This is a genomic window from Phaeobacter sp. HS011 (assembly GCF_018101215.1).
GTDB lineage: Bacteria > Pseudomonadota > Alphaproteobacteria > Rhodobacterales > Rhodobacteraceae > Phaeobacter > Phaeobacter inhibens.
In genome coordinates this window covers 58,710-78,709 of sequence record NZ_JAGEUF010000002.1, presented here as the reverse complement: position 1 = coordinate 78,709, position 20,000 = coordinate 58,710, and the positions used below count along the sequence as shown (strand labels likewise).

At 59.0% G+C, this 20,000-nt stretch carries 24 protein-coding genes; 7 read left to right on the top strand and 17 right to left on the bottom strand.

Annotation, left to right across the window (positions count from 1 at the left end; genetic code table 11):
* Window positions 1–21: 21 nt before the first annotated feature.
* From J4721_RS03890 to aat, 4 genes are all read left to right on the top strand, one after another.
* Entirely contained in the window at window positions 22–558 is a 537-nt protein-coding gene (locus tag J4721_RS03890) for a PAS and helix-turn-helix domain-containing protein (protein WP_102854459.1), read from the top strand.
* Between the two features lie 159 nt (window positions 559–717).
* On the top strand, window positions 718–1,215 hold the full coding sequence (gene accB / locus J4721_RS03885) for an acetyl-CoA carboxylase biotin carboxyl carrier protein (protein ID WP_014874387.1): 498 nt from the start codon (window positions 718–720) through the stop codon (window positions 1,213–1,215).
* A gap of 9 nt (window positions 1,216–1,224) precedes the next feature.
* Entirely contained in the window at window positions 1,225–2,577 is a 1,353-nt protein-coding gene (gene accC, locus J4721_RS03880) for an acetyl-CoA carboxylase biotin carboxylase subunit (RefSeq protein ID WP_211002138.1), read from the top strand.
* 117 nt (window positions 2,578–2,694) lie between these two features.
* The gene (gene aat, locus J4721_RS03875) at window positions 2,695–3,327 is read left to right on the top strand and encodes a leucyl/phenylalanyl-tRNA--protein transferase (protein ID WP_211002137.1); all 633 of its coding nucleotides are present in this window, start codon (window positions 2,695–2,697) and stop codon (window positions 3,325–3,327) included.
* On the opposite strand, the gene J4721_RS03870 is transcribed toward aat, so the two are convergent.
* From J4721_RS03870 to J4721_RS03860, 3 genes are all read right to left on the bottom strand, one after another.
* Entirely contained in the window at window positions 3,291–3,653 is a 363-nt protein-coding gene (locus J4721_RS03870) for a DUF2155 domain-containing protein (RefSeq protein WP_076614802.1), read from the bottom strand. The two genes, aat and J4721_RS03870, sit on opposite strands and share 37 nt — an antisense overlap.
* Window positions 3,653–4,105, bottom strand: a complete 453-nt coding sequence (mlaD, locus tag J4721_RS03865; protein WP_014874383.1) for an outer membrane lipid asymmetry maintenance protein MlaD — start codon at window positions 4,103–4,105, stop codon at window positions 3,653–3,655. Before mlaD ends, J4721_RS03870 begins: the two co-directional genes overlap by 1 nt.
* A 93-nt stretch (window positions 4,106–4,198) precedes the next feature.
* Window positions 4,199–4,585 carry an NADH:ubiquinone oxidoreductase subunit NDUFA12 gene (locus J4721_RS03860; protein WP_014874382.1) on the bottom strand — a complete coding sequence of 129 codons (387 nt, stop codon included), beginning with the start codon at window positions 4,583–4,585 and terminating at the stop codon, window positions 4,199–4,201.
* Between the two features lie 172 nt (window positions 4,586–4,757).
* On the opposite strand from J4721_RS03860, the gene J4721_RS03855 reads away from it, so the two are divergent.
* Window positions 4,758–5,045: a hypothetical protein gene (locus tag J4721_RS03855; protein ID WP_211002136.1), complete on the top strand. Its 288-nt coding sequence runs from the start codon at window positions 4,758–4,760 to the stop codon at window positions 5,043–5,045.
* 25 nt (window positions 5,046–5,070) lie between these two features.
* Here the strand turns inward: J4721_RS03855 and J4721_RS03850 are convergent, their stop codons facing one another.
* The 3 genes from J4721_RS03850 to J4721_RS03840 form a co-directional block, all read right to left on the bottom strand.
* Window positions 5,071–5,430 (bottom strand): RidA family protein, encoded by a 360-nt coding sequence (locus J4721_RS03850; RefSeq protein WP_211002135.1) that lies wholly within the window; start codon window positions 5,428–5,430, stop codon window positions 5,071–5,073.
* 93 nt (window positions 5,431–5,523) lie between these two features.
* Window positions 5,524–6,792: an ATP-dependent Clp protease ATP-binding subunit ClpX gene (clpX, locus tag J4721_RS03845; protein ID WP_014874379.1), complete on the bottom strand. Its 1,269-nt coding sequence runs from the start codon at window positions 6,790–6,792 to the stop codon at window positions 5,524–5,526.
* A gap of 140 nt (window positions 6,793–6,932) precedes the next feature.
* Window positions 6,933–7,565, bottom strand: coding sequence for an ATP-dependent Clp protease proteolytic subunit (locus tag J4721_RS03840; protein WP_014874378.1), 633 nt, complete (start codon window positions 7,563–7,565; stop codon window positions 6,933–6,935).
* A gap of 274 nt (window positions 7,566–7,839) precedes the next feature.
* On the opposite strand from J4721_RS03840, the gene J4721_RS03835 reads away from it, so the two are divergent.
* Window positions 7,840–8,847, top strand: a complete 1,008-nt coding sequence (locus J4721_RS03835; protein WP_014874377.1) for a GlxA family transcriptional regulator — start codon at window positions 7,840–7,842, stop codon at window positions 8,845–8,847.
* A 35-nt stretch (window positions 8,848–8,882) separates the two neighbouring features.
* Here the strand turns inward: J4721_RS03835 and J4721_RS03830 are convergent, their stop codons facing one another.
* The 11 genes from J4721_RS03830 to J4721_RS03780 all read right to left on the bottom strand — a co-directional run bounded on the left by J4721_RS03830 (window position 8,883) and on the right by J4721_RS03780 (window position 19,277).
* Window positions 8,883–9,764 carry a lytic transglycosylase domain-containing protein gene (locus J4721_RS03830; RefSeq protein ID WP_014879757.1) on the bottom strand — a complete coding sequence of 294 codons (882 nt, stop codon included), beginning with the start codon at window positions 9,762–9,764 and terminating at the stop codon, window positions 8,883–8,885.
* A 117-nt stretch (window positions 9,765–9,881) separates the two neighbouring features.
* A complete protein-coding gene (locus J4721_RS03825) occupies window positions 9,882–11,132 on the bottom strand; it encodes an Hsp70 family protein (protein WP_211002134.1) in 1,251 nt (416 codons plus the stop codon).
* A gap of 160 nt (window positions 11,133–11,292) precedes the next feature.
* Entirely contained in the window at window positions 11,293–12,342 is a 1,050-nt protein-coding gene (locus tag J4721_RS03820) for a c-type cytochrome (RefSeq protein WP_211002133.1), read from the bottom strand.
* On the bottom strand, window positions 12,326–13,597 hold the full coding sequence (gene soxC / locus J4721_RS03815; protein ID WP_211002132.1) for a sulfite dehydrogenase: 1,272 nt from the start codon (window positions 13,595–13,597) through the stop codon (window positions 12,326–12,328). The genes J4721_RS03820 and soxC overlap by 17 nt, the downstream gene beginning before the upstream one ends.
* A gap of 76 nt (window positions 13,598–13,673) precedes the next feature.
* Window positions 13,674–15,371 (bottom strand): thiosulfohydrolase SoxB, encoded by a 1,698-nt coding sequence (gene soxB / locus J4721_RS03810; protein ID WP_211002131.1) that lies wholly within the window; start codon window positions 15,369–15,371, stop codon window positions 13,674–13,676.
* Between the two features lie 98 nt (window positions 15,372–15,469).
* The gene (soxA, locus tag J4721_RS03805; RefSeq protein ID WP_102874449.1) at window positions 15,470–16,321 is read right to left on the bottom strand and encodes a sulfur oxidation c-type cytochrome SoxA; all 852 of its coding nucleotides are present in this window, start codon (window positions 16,319–16,321) and stop codon (window positions 15,470–15,472) included.
* 73 nt (window positions 16,322–16,394) lie between these two features.
* Window positions 16,395–16,724, bottom strand: a complete 330-nt coding sequence (gene soxZ, locus J4721_RS03800; RefSeq protein WP_014874370.1) for a thiosulfate oxidation carrier complex protein SoxZ — start codon at window positions 16,722–16,724, stop codon at window positions 16,395–16,397.
* A gap of 49 nt (window positions 16,725–16,773) precedes the next feature.
* Entirely contained in the window at window positions 16,774–17,190 is a 417-nt protein-coding gene (gene soxY, locus J4721_RS03795; protein ID WP_014874369.1) for a thiosulfate oxidation carrier protein SoxY, read from the bottom strand.
* Between the two features lie 50 nt (window positions 17,191–17,240).
* Window positions 17,241–17,717 (bottom strand): sulfur oxidation c-type cytochrome SoxX, encoded by a 477-nt coding sequence (gene soxX / locus J4721_RS03790; protein WP_076614778.1) that lies wholly within the window; start codon window positions 17,715–17,717, stop codon window positions 17,241–17,243.
* 197 nt (window positions 17,718–17,914) lie between these two features.
* On the bottom strand, window positions 17,915–18,490 hold the full coding sequence (locus J4721_RS03785; RefSeq protein WP_211002130.1) for a thioredoxin family protein: 576 nt from the start codon (window positions 18,488–18,490) through the stop codon (window positions 17,915–17,917).
* Between the two features lie 49 nt (window positions 18,491–18,539).
* Window positions 18,540–19,277, bottom strand: a complete 738-nt coding sequence (locus tag J4721_RS03780) for a cytochrome c biogenesis CcdA family protein (RefSeq protein ID WP_102869844.1) — start codon at window positions 19,275–19,277, stop codon at window positions 18,540–18,542.
* A 248-nt stretch (window positions 19,278–19,525) separates the two neighbouring features.
* On the opposite strand from J4721_RS03780, the gene J4721_RS03775 reads away from it, so the two are divergent.
* A complete protein-coding gene (locus J4721_RS03775) occupies window positions 19,526–19,993 on the top strand; it encodes a hypothetical protein (RefSeq protein WP_076614767.1) in 468 nt (155 codons plus the stop codon).
* Window positions 19,994–20,000 lie beyond the last annotated feature (7 nt).

Genomic DNA, 20,000 nt, shown 5'->3' with positions numbered 1-20,000 from the left:
GAACAGCGGTTATCTGCCCCCATGACCGATCTTGCCTTTGAATTTGCGCCAGTAGGGATTGCCCTGCTTGACCAACGGGTGATCCAGCGCTGCAACCAGCAGTTTGCCGAAACCTTTGGCGGCGACAGCGCCAGCTATGTCGGCCTGCCCATCGCCGAGCTTTACCCCAGCCGGGAAGATTTCCAACGCATCGGCGACCGGCTGCAACAGCCAGACGCACAATCCGGGCATTATAACGACGAACGGATCATGCGTCGGCGCAATGGCGACCTGTTTTGGTGTCGTGTGCGGGGGCGGTCTCTGACGCCGGAGCACCATTTTCGCAGCGGTGTCTGGAGCTTTGCCGATATCTCGGACGACCGGCCCGTGGTCAGCCTCACCCCGCGCGAGCGCGATGTGGCAATCCTCACCTGTCGCGGGCTTTCCGCCAAGGAAATCGGCGCTGAGTTGAACTTGTCCTATCGAACCATTGAAACCCACCGGGCGCATCTTCTGGTCAAATTCTCTGCCCGCAAATTGCCTGAACTGGTGGCGAAACTAACCGGAATGCCGCTCTGAACAGGGATCCGCACCGCAAGATTGCAAATCGCGTCAAGGGCGCCCATGTTAGCGTCCATATTGTCAGCGCTTTCCTTGTGGTAAAGCATACCCTATAAGCGCCTTCAAATCTTATGCCCGCAGCTTCTGTGGGCCTGTCGGAACCGGCTGAGGACAAAAATGACAAATAAGACCCACGAAGCAGACGTATCCTTCATCAAAGCGCTGGCGGAACTGCTGCGCGACAATGACCTGACCGAACTGCAGGTGAAACGTGACTACGGCGAAGACGACAGCCTGAATGTGCGCGTGTCGCGTCAGACCATCGCCGCACCTGCCCCGGTGCAGGCATACGCAGCCCCTGCGCCTGTTGCCGCTGCTCCTGCAGCACCGGCTGCTCCTGCCGCGGCACCTGCCGCCACCAATGACGATCCCGCAAGCCATCCCGGCGCTGTCCCGTCGCCGATGGTGGGCACCGTTTACACCCAGCCCGAACCCGGCGCGCCGACCTTTGTAAAGGTGGGTGATCAGGTGGCCGAAGGCGATACCCTGCTGATCGTCGAAGCCATGAAGACCATGAACCACATCCCGGCCCCCAAAGCCGGCACCATCAAGCGTATCCTCGTCGAAGACGGCGCAGCGGTCGAGTTCGGAACTCCGCTGGCCATCATCGAGTAAGGGTCCACCATGTTTGACAAGATCCTGATTGCCAACCGCGGTGAGATCGCCCTTCGCGTGATCCGTGCCTGCCGGGAGATGGGCATCCAGTCGGTTGCCGTCCATTCCACCGCAGACGCTGATGCCATGCATGTGCGCATGGCCGATGAATCCGTTTGCATTGGCCCCCCCTCCGGCACCCACAGCTACCTGTCGATCCCCGCCATTATCTCCGCTTGTGAGATCACTGGTGCGCAGGCAATCCATCCCGGCTATGGCTTCCTGTCGGAAAATGCCAATTTCGTGCAGATTGTCGAAGATCACGGCCTCACCTTCATCGGTCCAACCGCTGAACACATCCGCGTCATGGGTGACAAGATCACCGCCAAGGACACGATGAAAGACCTCGGCGTGCCCTGTGTGCCCGGTTCTGACGGCGGTGTGCCCGATCTGGAAACCGCCAAGAAGATTGGCGAAGACATCGGCTACCCCGTGATCATCAAGGCCACCGCCGGTGGTGGCGGTCGTGGCATGAAGGTGGCCAAGACCGCTGCCGACATGGAGCAGGCTTTCATGACGGCGCGTGCCGAGGGCAAGGCTGCTTTTGGCAACGACGAAGTCTATATCGAGAAATACCTGACCACGCCGCGCCACATTGAGATCCAGGTCTTCGGTGACGGCAAGGGCAAGGCCGTCCATCTGGGCGAGCGGGACTGTTCACTGCAGCGCCGCCACCAGAAGGTGTTCGAGGAGGCCCCCGGCCCCTGTATCACCCCGGAAGAGCGCGCCCGCATCGGCAAGACCTGTGCTGAGGCCGTGGCCAAGATCAACTACATCGGCGCCGGGACCATCGAGTTCCTCTATGAAAACGGTGAGTTCTATTTCATCGAGATGAACACCCGCCTTCAGGTGGAACACCCGGTCACGGAAAGCATCTTTGGTGTCGATCTGGTGCGCGAGCAGATCCGCGTTGCCGAGGGGCTGCCGATGTCCTTCAGCCAGGACGATCTGGAAATCAACGGCCACTCCATCGAAGTGCGCATCAACGCCGAGAAACTGCCGAACTTCTCGCCCTGCCCGGGCAGGATCACCCAGTATCACGCCCCCGGCGGTTTGGGTGTTCGCATGGACTCGGCGCTTTATGACGGCTATTCGATTCCGCCCTACTATGACAGCTTGATCGGCAAGCTGATCGTGCATGGACGCGACCGGCCCGAGGCCTTGGCGCGTCTGAGCCGCGCATTGGGTGAGTTGATCGTGGATGGTGTCGACACCACCGTGCCGCTGTTCCACGCGCTGCTAGAGGAAAAGGACATCCACACCGGTGAGTATAATATTCACTGGTTGGAGCACTGGTTGGAAACCAACCTCGGCAACGCCTAAGAGATCGGGGCGGTCCAATCGGGCCGCCCCTTCTTGATTTCTGCACCGGCCAATACATCAACCGTACCGGACTTTTTTCGGTTCCGTGACTGCCCACTCCCGTTTTAGACTAACGCCATGACCCTCACGCCAGACCTGCTGCTGCACGCCTATTCCGTCGGCGTTTTTCCCATGGCCGAAAGCCGGGACGACCCGGAGGTGTTCTGGGTAGACCCCAAGCGGCGTGGTATCTTCCCCGTTGGCGGCTTTCGCCTGTCGCGGTCACTGACCAAAACCCTGCGGCGGGGTGAATACGAGATCGCAGTGAACCGGGATTTTGCAGCTGTGCTGGATGGTTGCGCAGACCGAGAAGAAACTTGGATCAACCCGGAAATCCGCGCCAGGTACATTGACCTTCACAATCAGGGCAACGCCCATTCGCTTGAGGTCTACCATGCTGGTATGCTGACTGGCGGCGTCTATGGCGTGGCTCTGGGGGGCGCATTCTTTGGTGAGAGCATGTTCTCACGGCGGCGTGACGCGTCCAAGATCGCACTGGCCTATCTGATGGACCGTTTGCAACAAACCGGGTTCACGCTCTGCGATACGCAATTTCTGACGCCGCATCTGGCCTCGCTTGGGGCGATCGAAATCTCCAGGGCAAGCTACCGCCGCCAATTGCGCGACGCGCTGGATATCGCCGCAGACTTCACCGTTGCTGAGCTGCCCGACCCTCAGGTGCTGGTGCAGCGCATGACCCAGACGTCATAACGGCTGTGGTCCAGCGCATTCAGCGCCGGGCTTGAGGCAATCATCCAACCGTCGAAATATACTGTGGCATCATTGGGGTTGCGCACGGTCAGATAGGCATAGGCATCGCCTGTCGGGTTGTCCGCCGGATAGCGGCATTCCCGCAGACTAACGATCACGCCAAAAATCTCCGCGCTGCCGCCCACTGGAATTTCCAGATCCTGTGTCTGACCATTAACCTTGTCGAGACCGCGCAGAACAGCCGAACTGCCGTTCTCCGCAGCCCCCTGCGCCGAAACGGTGCCAATGCTCAACCCACATGCCAAGGCTGCCGAGAGCAGACGCATCACCCCTCGTCCCCGCCACCTGCAACGAACTTCACCAGAAGCGAGATCAGGCTGACCGCGCCTTGGGTATCTTCCACCGCATCGCCGGCTTCAAAGGCGAAGGGAGACCCGCCTGGCATCACTTCGACAAAATTTCCACCCAGCAGACCTTCGGAGGATATCACCACCGCGCTGTCGTCCGGGATCTCAATCCCGTCTTTCACCGAGAACCGCGTGTCAGCGCGGAAGGTCTGAGGATTGAGATCAACCCCGGTCACGGTGCCGATCTTGACACCGGCGAGGCGTACATCAGTGCCGATGCTGACCCCCTCCAATGAACGAAAGGAGGCATTCAGTTCATAGCTTGATCCGGCCCGTGACAGGCCCGCGGCCTGCCCGGCATAGACGGCAAATCCAATTGCAGCGGCCAGAACCAGCCCACCTGCCAGAACCTCAGTAGTGTTATGCGACATGCTGTTTCAGCCCCTGCCCTTGGATGGTTGGCGATCCTGCCAACCGATCAGCGCCATATCCCGGCGCTGCTGTCTCACATGGATAGGCCGGACTTATTCCGGCGACCATGCCTCATAGTCGCTGCGTTCCTTGGGTGCGCCAGCGGCTCGGATCGACCCGGCAGGCGCGTAGGCCAACATGGTGCCGGTCAGGTTTTCCTGATGCGGCTTTTCCCAGGATTTATGCGCGAGCGGCTTTTCCGACGGAACTTCGTCAAAGGTGCGGTGCAGCCAGCCATGCCAATCCGCGCCAATGCGGGAGGCCTCGACCTCGCCGTTGAACATCACCCAGCGCTTGCTGTCGTCGGCATTGCGGTAAAACACGTTGCCCTGATCGTCTTCGCCCACCTTGAGCCCCTTACGGGCGGTGAAAATACGCGTATTCAGGGTCGAGCCATTCCACCAGGTTACAGCCCGCAAGAGAGAGTTCAGGATTCCCATCGGTTCCTCCGAAAATTTCGCTTCTGATATGGCGCAATTTGCCGCCAAGGTCCAGACACGCCGCACCCGCCCGTGGGGATTGTCGCAAAACTTCTTGGACAATTGCACAAACGGGCCACAATTGCGGCCCATGTTGATCTCGAAATCTTAACATCCGATAGCGAGGCCGCCCGTGCGCTTCATCCTTTCTCTGGTCGCCACCCTTATTGTCACTGTTGCCGTTCTGGATCTGATGCAGGTTACCAGCCTGATGATCCATGGCACGGCAGCCGCGCAAGGGCCCAAGACAATTCGCCTGGCTGAACCGGAGAACAGAGATTGGCAAAAGATGACAAAGAAAACACTGACCGCCGCAAAAACCATGCTGGGTCTGGAGCCGGAACCGGAGAAAAGCGAGTTACAGCAGTTGATGGACCGGCGGCGCAAGGAAACCGCGCCGATGCATGCCTTCGAATTCTAGTGGTCTCAGCCCGGTCGATGCCCTCTTAGCCCGGCGCCAGCGCAGTCACCTCAATCTCGATCCGAAACTTGGGATCGATCAACCCGCATTCAATCATCGTTGCAGCGGGCGGATTATCCCCAAAGGCCTGCGCCAACACCGGCCAGCAGGGTTCGAATTCTGCCCGGTCCGGCAGGTAGTAATTCACCCGCACCGCATGGGCAAAGCTGGCGCCTGCGTCTTCAAGGGCTGCCCCGATAATCTCCAGCGCCGATTTACACTGCGCCACCACATCATCCCCCTGCCCAACAGTCCCCGCGACATGCACAAAGCCGCCGGCAATCACGGCGCGGCAATAGCCGATCTTGGCTTCGAACTCACCACCTGAGGAGATACGTTTGATCATTACAACAGCCCTTCATTATCGAAAAACGGCGCAGGATTTCCCCTGCGCCGCCTAAATTCAATATTCACTGTGACACGCGTGCCACCCTTAGACTCAGCCCGCTGTCGCCGACTCTTTTTCGGCGTCGGCGTGGATCATAAGCGGTTGTGCGTCCGAGTTCACAGCCTCTTCGTTCACAACCACCTTTTCGACACTGTCCATTCCCGGCAGCTCAAACATGGTGTCGAGCAGGATATCCTCCAGAATGGAGCGCAGACCACGGGCGCCGGTTTTGCGTTCGATCGCTTTCTTCGCGATGGAGCTCAGTGCTTCTTCGGTGAAGTCCAGTTCGGTGTCTTCCAGTTCAAAGAGACGCTGATACTGTTTGACCAGAGCGTTCTTCGGCTTGGTCAAGATTGTGATCAACGCATCTTCGTCCAGATCTTCCAGCGTCGCCAGAACCGGCAAACGGCCGACGAATTCCGGGATCAGGCCGAATTTCAGCAGATCTTCCGGTTCCAGATCCTTGAAGGTTTCGCCCACACCCGCATCGCTGTCGTCGCGCACATCGGCACCAAAGCCCATGGCCGAACCTTTGCCGCGCTGTTTGATGATCTTGTCCAGACCCGCAAAAGCGCCGCCACAGATGAACAGGATATTGGTGGTGTCGACTTGCAGGAATTCCTGCTGCGGATGCTTGCGCCCCCCCTGCGGCGGAACCGAGGCAACGGTGCCTTCCATCAGCTTCAGCAGGGCCTGCTGCACGCCCTCGCCCGACACATCGCGGGTGATCGACGGGTTTTCCGACTTGCGGGTGATTTTGTCCACCTCGTCGATATAGACGATGCCGCGCTGCGCGCGCTCGACGTTATATTCCGACGCCTGCAGCAGCTTGAGAATGATATTCTCAACATCCTCACCCACATAACCGGCTTCGGTCAACGTGGTGGCGTCCGCCATGGTGAAGGGCACATCCAGGATCCGCGCCAGCGTCTGTGCCAGCAGCGTCTTGCCGCAGCCGGTGGGGCCAATCAGCAGGATGTTGGATTTCGACAATTCAATGTCCGAACCCGCCTTCTGGGCGTGGTTCAGGCGCTTGTAGTGATTGTGCACCGCAACCGACAGCACCCGCTTGGCCATGGCCTGACCAATCACATAGTCGTCCAGAACTTCGCAGATGTCCTTGGGCGTGGGCACGCCGTCGGTGGACTTCAGGCCAGAGGCCTTGGTCTCTTCGCGGATGATGTCCATGCACAATTCGACGCATTCGTCGCAGATGAACACGGTTGGGCCCGCAATAAGCTTGCGCACCTCATGCTGGCTCTTGCCGCAGAAGCTGCAATATAGCGTGTTCTTGCTGTCGCCGCTTGAGTTCGTTGCCATGGTCTACCTTTCCGTCCGGGGCGTGCATGCGCCTCCTGCGCCACCCGTAATATTGGCAGCTTATGCCACCGGCACAGCCGCCACAATCGCAAAGTGTGCCCCGATGACGACGGGGCACACCTGCCAGCTCATACCGTAGATCAGCTGTCCTGGTCGTCCAGCTTGCTGCGGTTTTCGACGATTTCATCGATCAGACCGAAGTCTTTTGCCTCCTCAGGCGACATGAAGTTGTCGCGCTCCAGCGCGTCCACGATCTTGTCGTATTCCTGACCGGTGTGCTTAACGTAGATTTCGTTCAGACGCTTCTTCAGTTTCAGCGTTTCCTCGGCGTGGATCATGATATCCGTCGCCTGACCCTGAAAACCACCAGAGGGCTGGTGCACCATGACGCGGCTGTTGGGCAGCGAGAAGCGCATCCCGGCCTCGCCAGCGGTCAGCAGAAGCGAGCCCATGGACGCCGCCTGACCAATCACCAGCGTCGAGACTTTCGGCTTGATGTACTGCATGGTGTCATAGATCGACAGACCCGAGGTCACAACGCCACCCGGGCTGTTGATGTACATCGAGATCTCTTTCGAGGGGTTTTCCGCCTCAAGATGCAGCAACTGTGCCACGATGAGCGAGCTCATCCCGTCGTGAACCGGACCATTCAGAAAAATGATCCGCTCCTTCAGCAGGCGGGAAAAGATATCATAGGCGCGTTCGCCGCGGCTGGTCTGTTCCACCACCATCGGCACCAGCGTGTTCATGTATGTTTCTCTTGGATCGACCATATTGACCTGCCTGCTTTGAATTGTGTCGGCATCATAGCCGACTGAGTATTACCTGAGTCTTAGTGCCCGCACATTTGGGCTGCAAGAGGCGGCGATTGTTTTTGCCTTCTGCTGTGGCCAGCCCCGAACCGGCGGCACCGATGGCGCAAACAGTCAGGTCGGCGTCGAAAACCGCAGTCTCGCCGTCGCAAAACGTTGGATGCAAGCCGCAGATCGGGGTTAACTAGCATAGATCAAAGACCCAACCGAAACCGGCGTGTTACAGGTTCCCCACATGATCGATGACTACTTCGTGCAAAAAGGGGCTTCGGCCAATCTGACCATCCCTTTTGACGGTGAGCCTCAGGATTTCTATTTTCTGTTGTTGCCCAAGGCAACGATGTTGCCCATTGCGGCTGCCGTTGAACCGCTGCGCATTGCCAATCAGGTCACCAACACGCAGCTCTATCGCTGGTATGTAATGACGCCCGACGGCGCGCCGATCCAATGTTCCAACGGGATGGCCATCACCCCCGATCTGCCAATGGGACCGCTGCCGGGGGATGCTCTGGCGTTTGTCTGCTCCGGAGTGGAACCGCAGAATGCCGCCAGTGACGCGGTGCTGAACTGGTTGCGACGCGAACGCCGCTTTGGCCGCTCCATCGGCGGAATTTGTACCGGCGCCTTTGCTCTGGCGCAGGCCGGGCTTCTGGGCGATCATCGCTTCACCCTGCATTGGGAGAACCAGCCCGGGTTTGTGGAACGCTATCCGGATCTGTTGCCCTCACCCCGGATCTTTGAGATCAGCGATACGCTGATGACCTGCGGCGGCGGCAATGCAGCCACCGATATGATGCTGAACCTGATCGAAGACCGCCACGGCAAGCAGTTGGCGATCATCGTCGCCGACATGTGCCTGCATGTGCGCACCGGCGGTCAGAGCACACCGCAGAAATCCAACTATGCTGTCGCCATCGGCAGCCGGAACCAACGCCTGCTGAACGCGCTGCAACTGATGCAGGAATCGATTGAAGAGCCGCTCTCCATCGGTGAGCTGTGTGATCGGTTGGACATTTCGCGCCGCCAGCTGGAGCGACTCTTTGCCCGCTATCTCGACCAGAGCCCGATGCATGTCTATTTCGATATGCGCCTCAGCCATGCGTTTGCGCTGATGAATGAAACATCAATGTCCGTCACAGAGATCGCGCTGGCGTCCGGTTTCAACAGTGCCACGCATTTCTCACGCCAATTCAAACGCAAATTTGGCGCCAGCCCGCATTTCTTCCGCAAGGGCTGGAACTAAACAGCCCTTGCGGAGACAGATGTTATTCGGCCCGATCAGCCGTCGATCTTGCGCCCCATGATTGCCAAGGACTGCTGGTAGACCGTTGCAGCATTCCACTGTTTGAGGACCTTATAGTTGGGTTCTCCCTGCTGATAGCCGCGCCCCGGCTTCCAGCCTTTCTTGCGCAGAAAATAGGCGGTTGAGGCCAGCGCATCGCCCATATTGTAGAAGTCCACCCGCCCGTTCCCGTCCCAGTCAACACCGTAGTTCAGCGCATTTCCGGGCAGAAATTGAGTATGGCCCAATTCGCCATGTTTGGCCCCCTTGGTGGCACCGGTGATCGCGCCACGATCCACCAGTTTCAGCGCTCCAATTGCATGGGGTTTAAAAAACTCCGAGCGGCGGCAGTCATAGGTCAGTGTCACGATGGCAGAGACCACCTGACTGTCCCCCATGTAGTTGCCAAAGGCGGTTTCCATACCGTGAATGGCGATCAGGATCCCGGCAGGCACACCGTATTTGCGTTCCAGCGCAGCAAAGAATTCGGCATTGCGCGCCTTACGCTTGCGCCCCTGCGCGATGATCGTATTAGCACCGCGGATCTGCATGAATTTCTCCAGAGAATAGCGAAAGCTCTTCTGGTTGCGGTCGGCGGCAATGGTGCGACGGGCGTAGGTCGTATTGGCCAGAGCGTTCAACCCGGCTTGACGCACGCCTGCCCGCTTGGCCTCGGCGGCGAAATCGCGTTTCCAGCTGTCAAATCCGGCGGAAGTATTGCCGCAGGGAGCGGCGATCACAGTATGTGGCAGGCTACAGAACACTGCTCCAGCCAGCGTGAGCGCCGAGAGATGCCGCGCCAGGCGCCGTCTCGGCTCCGCCCTCTCTGGGGAGATTGCAGAATTTGAGAGAGATCGGCGAAACAACTGGAAAATCATAATAACCTGGGTCCAACGCTTGGGAAGTGGGTTTTCAGTCTAGCTGATTTCTGCACCAAAACCAGTCGCAGGATCGGCGTTTTTCCCCCTTGTGCGTGTTGATGCCCTTACCCGCGCTCAGGCAAAGGCGCTGCCTGAAGCCAGCGCCAGACCATCCGCCACCGCCGTCATCGCATTTTCGGTGTACAGCTCCGCCTCAGGGCAAAGCTGCTGCATCTGCTGTTGCACGCCCCTCAACAGGGCTGAGCCGCCCACCAGCACCACCCGCGAAACCTGCTCCTCGCGCAGGTCGGCGCGGCGCAGGGTTTCCCGGGCGCAAGCGGTGATCTCGGCGATATCACCGGCAAGGCTGCGCTGAAGCCCCTCAGCGACGAGGGGCACCGACAGCCCCCGTTCGAGCACTTTCAGATCAATCACCGCATTCCGCTCCCCCGGCTGATTGGCCGCAATTTTGCCCCGCTCAACCGCGAAGGCCAGATCATGGCCCAATTCATCCTCCAGCACCGACACCAGACGGGCCAGCTTCTCTGGCTCTTCGGCATTGCGCGCCAGATCCTGTGCGGCGCGGCGGCTATCCGCGGCGTAGAGGAAAGGGATCATCTGCCATGTCGCCAGATCGTTGAACAACCGATTGGGTGCAGGCAGGTTGCCACCACCGAAGCTGTTGCGAATGGCGCTGCCCCGCCCCAGAAGCGGCATGACGTGATCGATACTGAGCTGCCGGTCGAAATCTGTCCCGCCAAGGCGCACACCGTGTGAGGCCAGAATGCGGGTCGTGTCCTCTGCAGTCTGCTCAAACGCGGTGAAGTCCGAGGTCCCGCCGCCGATGTCGACAATCAATCCGATACCCGATTGCGCGCGGGCCGAACGCAGGGCGGCCTCTGGTTCTAGCATGAAGCGCACATCCTCAAACCCCGCAGCCATGTAGCAGGCCCGCAGATCGACCTCCGCCTGCGCATTGCGGGTGGTGTCCTTGCTGTGAAACAGCACCGGACGGCCGGACAGCGCATGGGTGAACGTCTGGCTGGTGGCGGCCTCTGCACGCGCCTTCAGCTCTGCCAGAAACCGCGCCACAATGGTTACAAAATCAACCAGCTCTCCGTTCAGGCGACGTTTTTCGTGCATCAGGGGGGTGCCAAGCAGGCTTTTCAAGGCGCGCATAAATCGCCCTTCGTCGCCGTTGATCAGCGCCCGTGTGGCACGGCGCCCGATGGTCATTCTACGGCTATCAAGGTCAAAGAACACTGCCGTCGGCAGAGTGGTTTCCCCCGGCTCGGCTTCGACCAGCCAGGGCCGCCCGTTCACGGCGACACCCGCGGCGGAGTTCGAGGTGCCAAAGTCGATACCAAGGGTGTTGGGATGGGTCATGTCGGGCACCTGTCGTTCAGAAAGAACCGGCGTAAGTATCGCAAAGGCTTGCGCAAAACAAGTGCCCAGAGACATGTAACGCTAGATCGGCGCGCCTGAAATAAAACCACCTCCGCACCAGACGGTTGCGGAGGTGATATGCAGGCCGATGTGCCCTGCTTTACTCGGCGGTTGCAGCTTTCAGATAGGCAATCACCGCCTCAATATCCGCGTCTTTCTTTAGACCCGCAAAGGACATTTTGGTGCCCTTCATGTATGTCTTCGGCTTCGCAAGGAAGGCGGCAAGTTCAGCCTCATCCCAGACCAAGCCATCCTCGGCGGCGGCTTTCATTGCTTTTGAGTAACGGAACCCCTCAACATGGGCCGCCGGCGCGCCAATGATCCCATTCAGGATCGGACCGGTTTTCGATTTGGCCCCCGCCCCGATCTGGTGGCAGGATTTGCACTTACGAAAGGTTTTCTCGCCCTTGGCGACCAGTTCCGGGTCCAGGGCAACAACCACTTCGGCAGGGACTTCTGCGGGTTGCTCGGCTGCGGTGTCCTCAACCGGTTCGACGTCGGCGGGCGCATCAGCCCGGTCTTCCTCAGGTGTCACATCCAGCACCATGGCGCGCATGGTGATTTCGACGCTCTCCTTGCAATTCTCCATGCAGGGTTCCGGGTTCCAGAAATGCGCCTCAGCCTCTTGCCGGTCATCCAGAATGAACCCGTCGGCATTGGGCAGCTCCACCTCATTGAAGGTTGCATCCGACAGCACGAACTCATCATCCACCAAGTCGTTGGAATAAAGAATATAGGCGACAATCGCATAGACCTCATCCGGGGTCAGAGATTGTGCGTCGCCAAAAGGCATGGAACGGTTCACATAGTCCCAGGTGGTGGACAGATATGGCCAATAGCTGCCGACGGTTTTCAGTGGATCATCATGATCCAACGTTCCCTGCCCGCCTGCCAATTTGGGCCAGTTGCCCACGCCTTCGGCAAAATCGCCATGGCAGACGGCGCATTTCTCGGCAAAGACCTCTTCGCCGGTGAAGACATCACCCGAGCCTTTGGGCAGGCCGGTGCCATCGGGCGCGACATCCAAATCCCAAGCGGCGATTTCTTCGGGCAAAGCCGGACGACCAAGGCCGAATTTTTCCGCAGCAGCAGGAACCGCCAACGTCAGCGCAACCGATGTTGCCGCAATAACCTTAGGAAACTTCGACATTTTCCGCCTCCCCACTTGCCTTGACCCACCAGGTCTGGATGGCGTTGTTGTGATAGATTGAATTGAGGCCCCGCACCTCACGCAGCTGCGCCTTGGTCGGCTGGACGTAGCCGGATGCATCGCGCGCACGGCTTTGCAGCAACATCTCGGAACCGTCCCAGTTGGTATCAAGGTAAAAGCGCGTCAAAGCCTTGTCAGTGCCAGGAGCCGCCAGACGTGCTTCGGTCCAGCTCTTGCCGCCATCTACCGACACATCGACACCCGTAATCGCACCACGGCCAGACCAGGCCAGACCGGTGATCACCAGCGGTCCCGTGCCATGTTTAATGGGCGATTGCGGGCTGGGGCTGGTGACGACAGATTTTGCATCCATCTCCCAGGTCCATTTGCGGCTGGTGCCATCGGCCAGCGTATCGGTGTATTTCGAGGTTTCCTCGCGGCTTTCAACCGGTTGATCCATCACCTCAACCCGACGCAGCCATTTTATCCACATATTGCCTTCCCAGCCCGGCACCACGAGGCGGACGGGATAACCGTGCTCCTTGCGCAGCGCCTCGCCGTTGGCCTTGAAGGCGACCAGCACGTCGTCCATCGCCTTTTCCAGGGGGATGGAGCGGCCGTTGGAGGAGGCATCGGCCCCCTCAACATAAACCCATTTGCCCGCGGGGTTTACGCCCGCTTCCTCAAGAAGGGTGCGCAAGGGAACACCGGAATATTCCATATTGTGAATCATGCCATGGGTGAACTGCGCACCGTTGAGCTGCGCCCCGGCCCATTCCATGCCAGAGTTCGCCGCACACTCGCAGAAATAAACGCGGTTTTCGCGCGGGAAACGCTCAAGATCGGCATATGTGAACACCAAGGGGGTATCGACCAGACCGTTGATCATCAGCCGGTAGTCTTCCTTGCGCAGCTCAATCGCGCCTGAGTGATGCCGCTCAAACGCGCAACCCTGCGGGGTGATGGTTCCGTCCAGCGCGTGGATCGGTGTGAAGTTGATTGACGAGATGGTATCCGCCGTCAGCCACTCCACGTTGCGCCGGACCACATCGGCCTCATACTCGATGGGCAAGCCATAGGGCGTCGCATCCACCCCATCCCCCAGACCAGAGGCCCAGTCCTGTACCTCAGTGATCAGCGGATCAGGGGTCGCAGCCTCCGCCGGGCGGCTCGTCACCACCCCTGCCCCGACCGCCGCAGCACCAGCCAGAAACTGGCGGCGTGAGGGGCTGGTTTGCTTCGGTTTGTCAGTCATCTCTGAATGTCTCCTTACATCGAAAAATTCACTTTCGTGAATTCATCAGCGTAAAATTTTTTGGCGGATGCCGGGCTTAAGCGCCCGACACCTGCACGGATGTATTTGGTGACAGGGTGACGGTGCCCATCTTGCGAATGTGGTTTTCGACCACATCCCAGATCTGCGGGCCCTCGGTCCCTTCATTCACGCTAGCCCAGCCAGCAACGATGTAGGTCTTGGCCGGATCAATCGCCTCGCCGGTCTTGAGCAGCGTCATATTGCTGATCCGCTCGCCCTGAGGTTTGGTGATGTCGATGTGGTAGCCCATGCCGCCGACCCGCACCATGTCACCACCCTGCTGGTAATAGGGATCAGGATTGAAGATATTGTCGGCCACATCCTCCATCACCACCTTCAGGAAATCGCCTGTCATTTCATTGCGATAGGCTGAACCATAGCTCATGGAGGTGACATTCCAGATATCCTCGCGGGTGATGTCATCGCCGGGCAGCAAGGATGGCCCCCAGCGCACCCCGGGCGACAGGGCGATATCAGCCTCCCGTTCGCTCAGCAGCGCATCGCAGATCAGATCATCCCAGGTGCCGTTGAAGTTGCCGCGCCGATACAACAGCTCATCAGTCTGGCCGATCACCTCAGCCAAGTCTGCCTCATAGGGCGCGCGCTGATCATCGATCAACTGGGTGATCACCGGATCCGGCGCAATGACGTCGGCAAACACCGGGATCAGCTTATGCCGCAGCCCCATCAGCTGCCTGTCACGCACGTCCAGATCCACGCGGGAGACAAATTTGCCATTGGACCCAGACGCAACAATGTGGGTCTGACCAACAAGAACCGGTTCCGGCAGCGCATCATGGGTGTGACCGGACAGGATCACGTCAATGCCACTGACCACACCGGCCATTTTCTTATCAACATCAAACCCGTTGTGCGACAGCACCACGACAACATCCGCACCCGCGGCGCGCACCTCGTCAACCATGTCCTGCATATGCTCATCACGGATCCCGAAGGAGTATTCCGGAAACATCCAGCCAGGGTTTGCAATCGGCATATAGGGGAAGGCCTGACCGATCACGGCAACCTCCGCGCCGCCACGGTCGAAGAACTTGTAAGGTTTGAACAGTTCAGCCGGCTCATCCCATTCCGCATCAAAGATATTCTGGCCAAGTGCCGCAAAGGGCAGCCCCTCGACGATCTCATTCACCCGATCCGACCCCAGCGTGAACTCCCAATGGAAGGTCATCGCATCCGGCTTCAGCGCGTTCATCACATTGACCATGTCCTGGCCTTCGGTGTGATGACAGGTGTAGGAGCCGTGCCAGGTGTCGCCGCCATCCAGCAGAAGCGCATCGGGGCGGTCGGCGCGGATCGCATTGATAATGGTGGCAACCCGATCCAGCCCCCCGACCCGGCCATACCCCTGCGCAAGCGACGCAAAATCATTATAGGTCAGTGCATAAGCTGAGGGGCTGCCATCGGCGATCCCATAGGCCTTGCGGAAATCCGCGCCGGTGATATGGGGCACATGGCCCTTGTTGTCACCAACCCCAAGGTTGATCGAAGGTTCGCGAAAATAGATCGGCTTCAGCTGGGCGTGGATATCGGTGACATGGATCAGACTGATATTGCCATAGGTATCAAATTGCAGAAGCTGGTCCTGCGTCAGACGTTGCTGAGCCGCCAGTCGACCCCAGTTGCCAAAACCAGAGGCGCCAACCAGCGCTGACGCTGCCATGGAGACCTGCAAGAAATCACGCCGCGAGATCATTGGGTTATCTTTCTACTGAGACACACGATACATTCGCATGTTTGAATGAAACGAGAGGAAACGCGCCCCGCACCATTTCTGATACGGGGCTGCGCAAATCAGTTGCGGACAGACGGCGCCTCGACCGAGAGACCGTTGCCACGCGACGCGACATACAGCTCCAGAGCCACGAACTCAGCCGAACCCGGTTTGTAAGTCTCTGCACGGGTGTCACGTACACAGCCTTTGAACCGCGCATGGGCCGTGTTCAGCTTGGTGTTTTTCAAGCGATAGACCGGGAAGCCATTGATCTGGCCCTGACTCAGATGGTCGGCACGGATCATGTTGCCATAGTTATCCTCATGGCAATTGGCGCAGGAGAGTTCCAACTGGCCAGTGCGGGTGTAGTAGAGTTCCTTGCCTTGCTCCCAAGTAGATTGGGCCGGGCCGTCGATGGCGACATTCACCGGCATGCCACGCGACTGCACTGAAATAAGCGCCTCCATAGCCGCCATTTTACCGCCGGTGTATTTCCACTTATCAGCGCCCATCTGGTTCTCACGGCAGTCGTTGATCTGCATCGCAAGGGTGCGCATCTCGCCTGCGTCCTCGTTCCACTTGGGGTAGACCGCGCGGACACCTGCCATGCTCTCTTCGACATCGTCATGGCAGGAGGCACAGGATTTCTCCGCACTGCCCTCAACCTTGGACCAGGTGTCCATCGCTTGATCGACAAACACCATCGCCGGATTGTCAAAATCATCCATCTGCAGCGCCTGCGTCTCATCCGAGCGGAAATGCCAGCCTGACATCACCTCGTCCAGCACATCAGAAACATGGGCAGGTGCGGTGGTCTTGGTGACCATTTCAATCTCTTCGTTGACGACCAGCGTGTCGTCATCTGCCTCGGCAAAAGCCGCGACAGGTAGCGCCATCGCCATGGCAATTGCAGTGATTGCCTTATTGTTCATGTTGTTTCCTCCCTTGGGTGGTCGTCCCGCCCGGTATCCCGGACAGGGCGTTTGCCTATGGATCCGGAAGGGATCAGCCAATCGCAATCGACTTTTGTTCCGTGTAGACCGACCCGTCGTCGTCATACCAGGTGAAGACGAAATCGCCCGCTTCGGGGACGGTTGCATCAAACTGGAAATACGGGTTGGTGGAAATGGCGGGTTCCATGGTCACATCAACAACGCTCTCGCCGTTGAATTCGCAGGTGAAGCGATTGATGATCGACCGTGGAATGACATTGCCTTCCTTGTCTTTGCGCTGACCACTTTCCATTTTGTGGCTGATCAGCGTCTTGATGGTCACCGCTTCGCCTGCGGCTGCTTTCTTGGGGACTTTGACGCGGGGTTTTACACCGGATGCCATGTCGTAAACTCCTGATATCTATGGGGCGAACCTGTATGACAGGTCGCGCTTAGCCGCCGCAACCGCCGATGGTCACCTTGACGGTGGAACTGGCCTTGGCGAAGCTGCCGTCGGCCATCTTGGCCACCGCTACGATATCCTGCGTGCCTGCAAGACGAATCCGGGTGGAGGCCGACTGGCTGGCAGCCAGCGGGCCAAAGGCGAAAGTCGCCACGCCCGGTGTCGGGTTACCGGTCGCCAGGATGATGATGGCAGTGGCGCCGGGGGCGTCGACCGCGATCGGTACCGTATTGCCGTTTTCAGCGATTTCCGGCGCGGTCAGGGTCAGGCCGCTGTCGGCCATTTCCGCACCACCGGTGAACTCTGCAATCCGATCCTCGGCTGCAGCAACGACACGCAGGGGCAGCATGGTCAGAGCAGCGGCCCCAAGGCCAAGACCAAGTGTGTCGCGACGTGAGAACTCCATCGTATGTCTCCTTTGACGTTGATGGCGCAAAAAGATCCCGGTCTTTTGCGTCAGTCTTCTTTCAGGGTCGCAAGGAATGCGACCACATCTTCGATTTCCTGAGCGGTCAGGATGGGCGGCAGCGGTTCGGTCCCCGCCTCGCCCGTGTAGGCATCGCCCGGACGGGTGAAGCCGTCGACCTTGTAAAAGGCCGGCATCATCGTACCGTCGAATGTCATCTTGGCATTGGCCACAAGGCCGCGCAGCTCTGCTTCGCTCCAGCGGCTGCCAGCACCATCAAGCGCAGGGCCGATCTCGCCGTGGAATGGCACATCGGGCAGCGCGGTCACCTGATGGCAGGCCACGCAATTGCCCTTGGATTTATCGCCAACCAGCAATGCGCCACTGGCAGCATCCCCGGCAACACCGCTGAGCGATGCGGCAACGGCGCCGTCTTCGTCGTAGCCGACGTCTTTCGGCGCGATCTCAGCGGCAAACGCAACTGTCCCGGCCAGACAGGCTGCCAGTGTCAGAGATATTTGCTTCATGTTTCCTCCCATTGGCTCCCACGCGCTTTTGGCGTGCTTCGCTGGCGGTTACCCTAGGCGACCTCACCCGCCCGACGCAACATCAAATTCAGTAATTTGAATTTTATTATGTCGTTTCGCGTACCCCACCATGGAGGGGTCGTGAAACGCAGCTCCCGCATACTGGCTGACGTGTCGGGCACGGGACACGCAGCGTTTCAATCAGCGGAGCCGTTGTCGCGCTCTTGGATGCGACGGGCATGATACCGCTGAAAATCCTCCCCGTTATCAAGCTTATAACGCTCTTCCTTCACCCAAGTGAACATGTCCAGTGTGGTTCCCAGACCAAAGGCCCCCGGCATGATCGATACCGCCGCCTGAGGGGCCGGAACCTCGGACACCTCTTGGGGCAGGAACATCATAGTTGGTGTAAACAGAATGCCCCATTTGCGCGCCATATCCTTTTCGGACAGGGTCTCGCCGTCGAAATCCGTCACTTCCACATCCCCATAAAGATTGAGCTGCACGACGAAGAAGTTATCCGCGATGTAGCCGCTGATCTCAGGTTTGGGAAACACCTCCTCGTGCATTTTGGTGCAGTAGATGCAGCCTCTCTGCTCAAAGAACAGAACCAGCCGTTTTCCTTCGGCGTTGGCCTCCTCCAGATCCTCGCGCAGATCTTTGAAGGTCTCACGCATCCAGGGGGTTTTATGCAGGCCATCATCGCCCAGCTCCACCGCCACAACGGGCCCGGCGCTGAGCAGCCACAGCACGGCCATCCACAATCGTTTCATCTCTCATCCTCCCGTTCAGGTTCACAATAGGCGCCCCGTGCGCCGCTGGTCAGCCAATGCTCGCAAAAGCCGGAAACCAGCGGATCATCGCTTCGGCAATATAGCGCACGCTGCCGGTCGCGATCAGCACCGCAAAAACGATCAACATGACCCCCATCCCCTTCTCCACCCAGGCAAAGGCCGCCCGGTGGCGGGCCACAAAACCAAGGAAAGGGCGCGCAAACAGGGCTGCGATCACAAAAGGTGCAGTCATCGCCGCGCCATAGACCAGCAACAGCAGCCCACCACGCCAGACATCCCCCATCCCGGAAGCAATCATCAGGATCGAGGCCAAGGCAGGCCCCACACAAGGGGTCCAGCCAAAGCCAAAAGCCAGCCCCATCATGTAGGCCCCGGCAAAGGTGGCAGGCGAGGCGCTACTTTCGACTCGGGCCTCGCGATAGAGCAACGGAATGCGAACAACACCCAGGAAATGCAGACCAAACACCAGCAGCAGTGCCGCCGCCCCATAAGCGAGGATATCAAGATACTGCCCAAACAACTGACCCAGCGCTGTGGCACCCATGCCCATCAGCACAAACACGGTGGTCACGCCAGCGGCAAAACAGATCGACGCCAGCACCAGCCGACGCTGCGCCCCCGGCGCAATGTCGCCTTCATTGCGCAACTCAGCCATGGAGAGTCCGCCCATATAGGACAGGTAAAACGGCACCATCGGTAGTACGCAGGGGGTGAAGAAGGACAAAAGCCCGGCAACAAAAGCCCCAAACAGGGAAATTTCCAGCATGTTTTCGGGTCCCTTACGACCTTATGTGTTCGACCTGTTCAGACCGTGATCGCCGCGGGTGCGTGGCAGAGGTGGCAGCGCCCGCCGACGTTCTGAGGGCACAGTCTGCTCTGTGAAACTTGTACTATTCACATATTCAAATTACGTAGTACATATAGACACCGACCAGACCGGGCCGTCAATGGCCCGACTTTGGCCCGCCACTAGCGCATCACGGACACACAGCTGATCATCGAGACCCAACAATCATGGCCTTTGCCCCTCTGATATCCCTACTGCACCGCATTCGTCGCGCTGCCAGTGCCTCCCTGGCGGCGTTGGCCCTTTTGGCGACGACGGGCATTTCGGCTAAGACTGCCGATGCCGCGGAACTGGTGATGGTCGAGCAACCCGGCTGCGCCTGGTGCGCGCGCTGGGACGCCGAGATTGCGCCGATTTACCCCAAAACCGCCGAAGGTCGCTTTGCCCCGCTACGCCGCGCCGATCTGCGCGCGATGCCGGAGGATCTGACCCTGTCACGCCGGGTCACATTCACGCCAACCTTCTTGATCGTTGAAGACGGGCATGAAATGGCCAGACTGGAAGGCTATCCGGGAGAGGATTTCTTCTGGCCGTTGATCACCGGGCTACTGCAAGAACATGCCGGTTTCGTGCCGACAGGCTCCTCGCACAGCGCCCCCGACCAGACCACCGCCCCCTTGGCCACCAATGGTTGAACCAGGA

Excerpts from the sequence above, each read along its gene's own strand:
- J4721_RS03890 (WP_102854459.1), top strand. The coding sequence starts at position 22 with ATGACCGATCTTGCCTTTGAATTTGCGCCAGTAGGGATTGCCCTGCTT.
- accB (WP_014874387.1), top strand. The coding sequence starts at position 718 with ATGACAAATAAGACCCACGAAGCAGACGTATCCTTCATCAAAGCGCTG.
- accC (WP_211002138.1), top strand. The coding sequence starts at position 1,225 with ATGTTTGACAAGATCCTGATTGCCAACCGCGGTGAGATCGCCCTTCGC.
- aat (WP_211002137.1), top strand. The coding sequence starts at position 2,695 with ATGACCCTCACGCCAGACCTGCTGCTGCACGCCTATTCCGTCGGCGTT.
- J4721_RS03870 (WP_076614802.1), bottom strand. The coding sequence starts at position 3,653 with ATGCGTCTGCTCTCGGCAGCCTTGGCATGTGGGTTGAGCATTGGCACC.
- mlaD (WP_014874383.1), bottom strand. The coding sequence starts at position 4,105 with ATGTCGCATAACACTACTGAGGTTCTGGCAGGTGGGCTGGTTCTGGCC.
- J4721_RS03860 (WP_014874382.1), bottom strand. The coding sequence starts at position 4,585 with ATGGGAATCCTGAACTCTCTCTTGCGGGCTGTAACCTGGTGGAATGGC.
- J4721_RS03850 (WP_211002135.1), bottom strand. The coding sequence starts at position 5,430 with ATGATCAAACGTATCTCCTCAGGTGGTGAGTTCGAAGCCAAGATCGGC.
- clpX (WP_014874379.1), bottom strand. The coding sequence starts at position 6,792 with ATGGCAACGAACTCAAGCGGCGACAGCAAGAACACGCTATATTGCAGC.
- J4721_RS03840 (WP_014874378.1), bottom strand. The coding sequence starts at position 7,565 with ATGGTCGATCCAAGAGAAACATACATGAACACGCTGGTGCCGATGGTG.
- J4721_RS03835 (WP_014874377.1), top strand. The coding sequence starts at position 7,840 with ATGATCGATGACTACTTCGTGCAAAAAGGGGCTTCGGCCAATCTGACC.
- J4721_RS03830 (WP_014879757.1), bottom strand. The coding sequence starts at position 9,764 with ATGATTTTCCAGTTGTTTCGCCGATCTCTCTCAAATTCTGCAATCTCC.
- J4721_RS03825 (WP_211002134.1), bottom strand. The coding sequence starts at position 11,132 with ATGACCCATCCCAACACCCTTGGTATCGACTTTGGCACCTCGAACTCC.
- J4721_RS03820 (WP_211002133.1), bottom strand. The coding sequence starts at position 12,342 with ATGTCGAAGTTTCCTAAGGTTATTGCGGCAACATCGGTTGCGCTGACG.
- soxC (WP_211002132.1), bottom strand. The coding sequence starts at position 13,597 with ATGACTGACAAACCGAAGCAAACCAGCCCCTCACGCCGCCAGTTTCTG.
- soxB (WP_211002131.1), bottom strand. The coding sequence starts at position 15,371 with ATGATCTCGCGGCGTGATTTCTTGCAGGTCTCCATGGCAGCGTCAGCG.
- soxA (WP_102874449.1), bottom strand. The coding sequence starts at position 16,321 with ATGAACAATAAGGCAATCACTGCAATTGCCATGGCGATGGCGCTACCT.
- soxZ (WP_014874370.1), bottom strand. The coding sequence starts at position 16,724 with ATGGCATCCGGTGTAAAACCCCGCGTCAAAGTCCCCAAGAAAGCAGCC.
- soxY (WP_014874369.1), bottom strand. The coding sequence starts at position 17,190 with ATGGAGTTCTCACGTCGCGACACACTTGGTCTTGGCCTTGGGGCCGCT.
- soxX (WP_076614778.1), bottom strand. The coding sequence starts at position 17,717 with ATGAAGCAAATATCTCTGACACTGGCAGCCTGTCTGGCCGGGACAGTT.
- J4721_RS03785 (WP_211002130.1), bottom strand. The coding sequence starts at position 18,490 with ATGAAACGATTGTGGATGGCCGTGCTGTGGCTGCTCAGCGCCGGGCCC.
- J4721_RS03780 (WP_102869844.1), bottom strand. The coding sequence starts at position 19,277 with ATGCTGGAAATTTCCCTGTTTGGGGCTTTTGTTGCCGGGCTTTTGTCC.
- J4721_RS03775 (WP_076614767.1), top strand. The coding sequence starts at position 19,526 with ATGGCCTTTGCCCCTCTGATATCCCTACTGCACCGCATTCGTCGCGCT.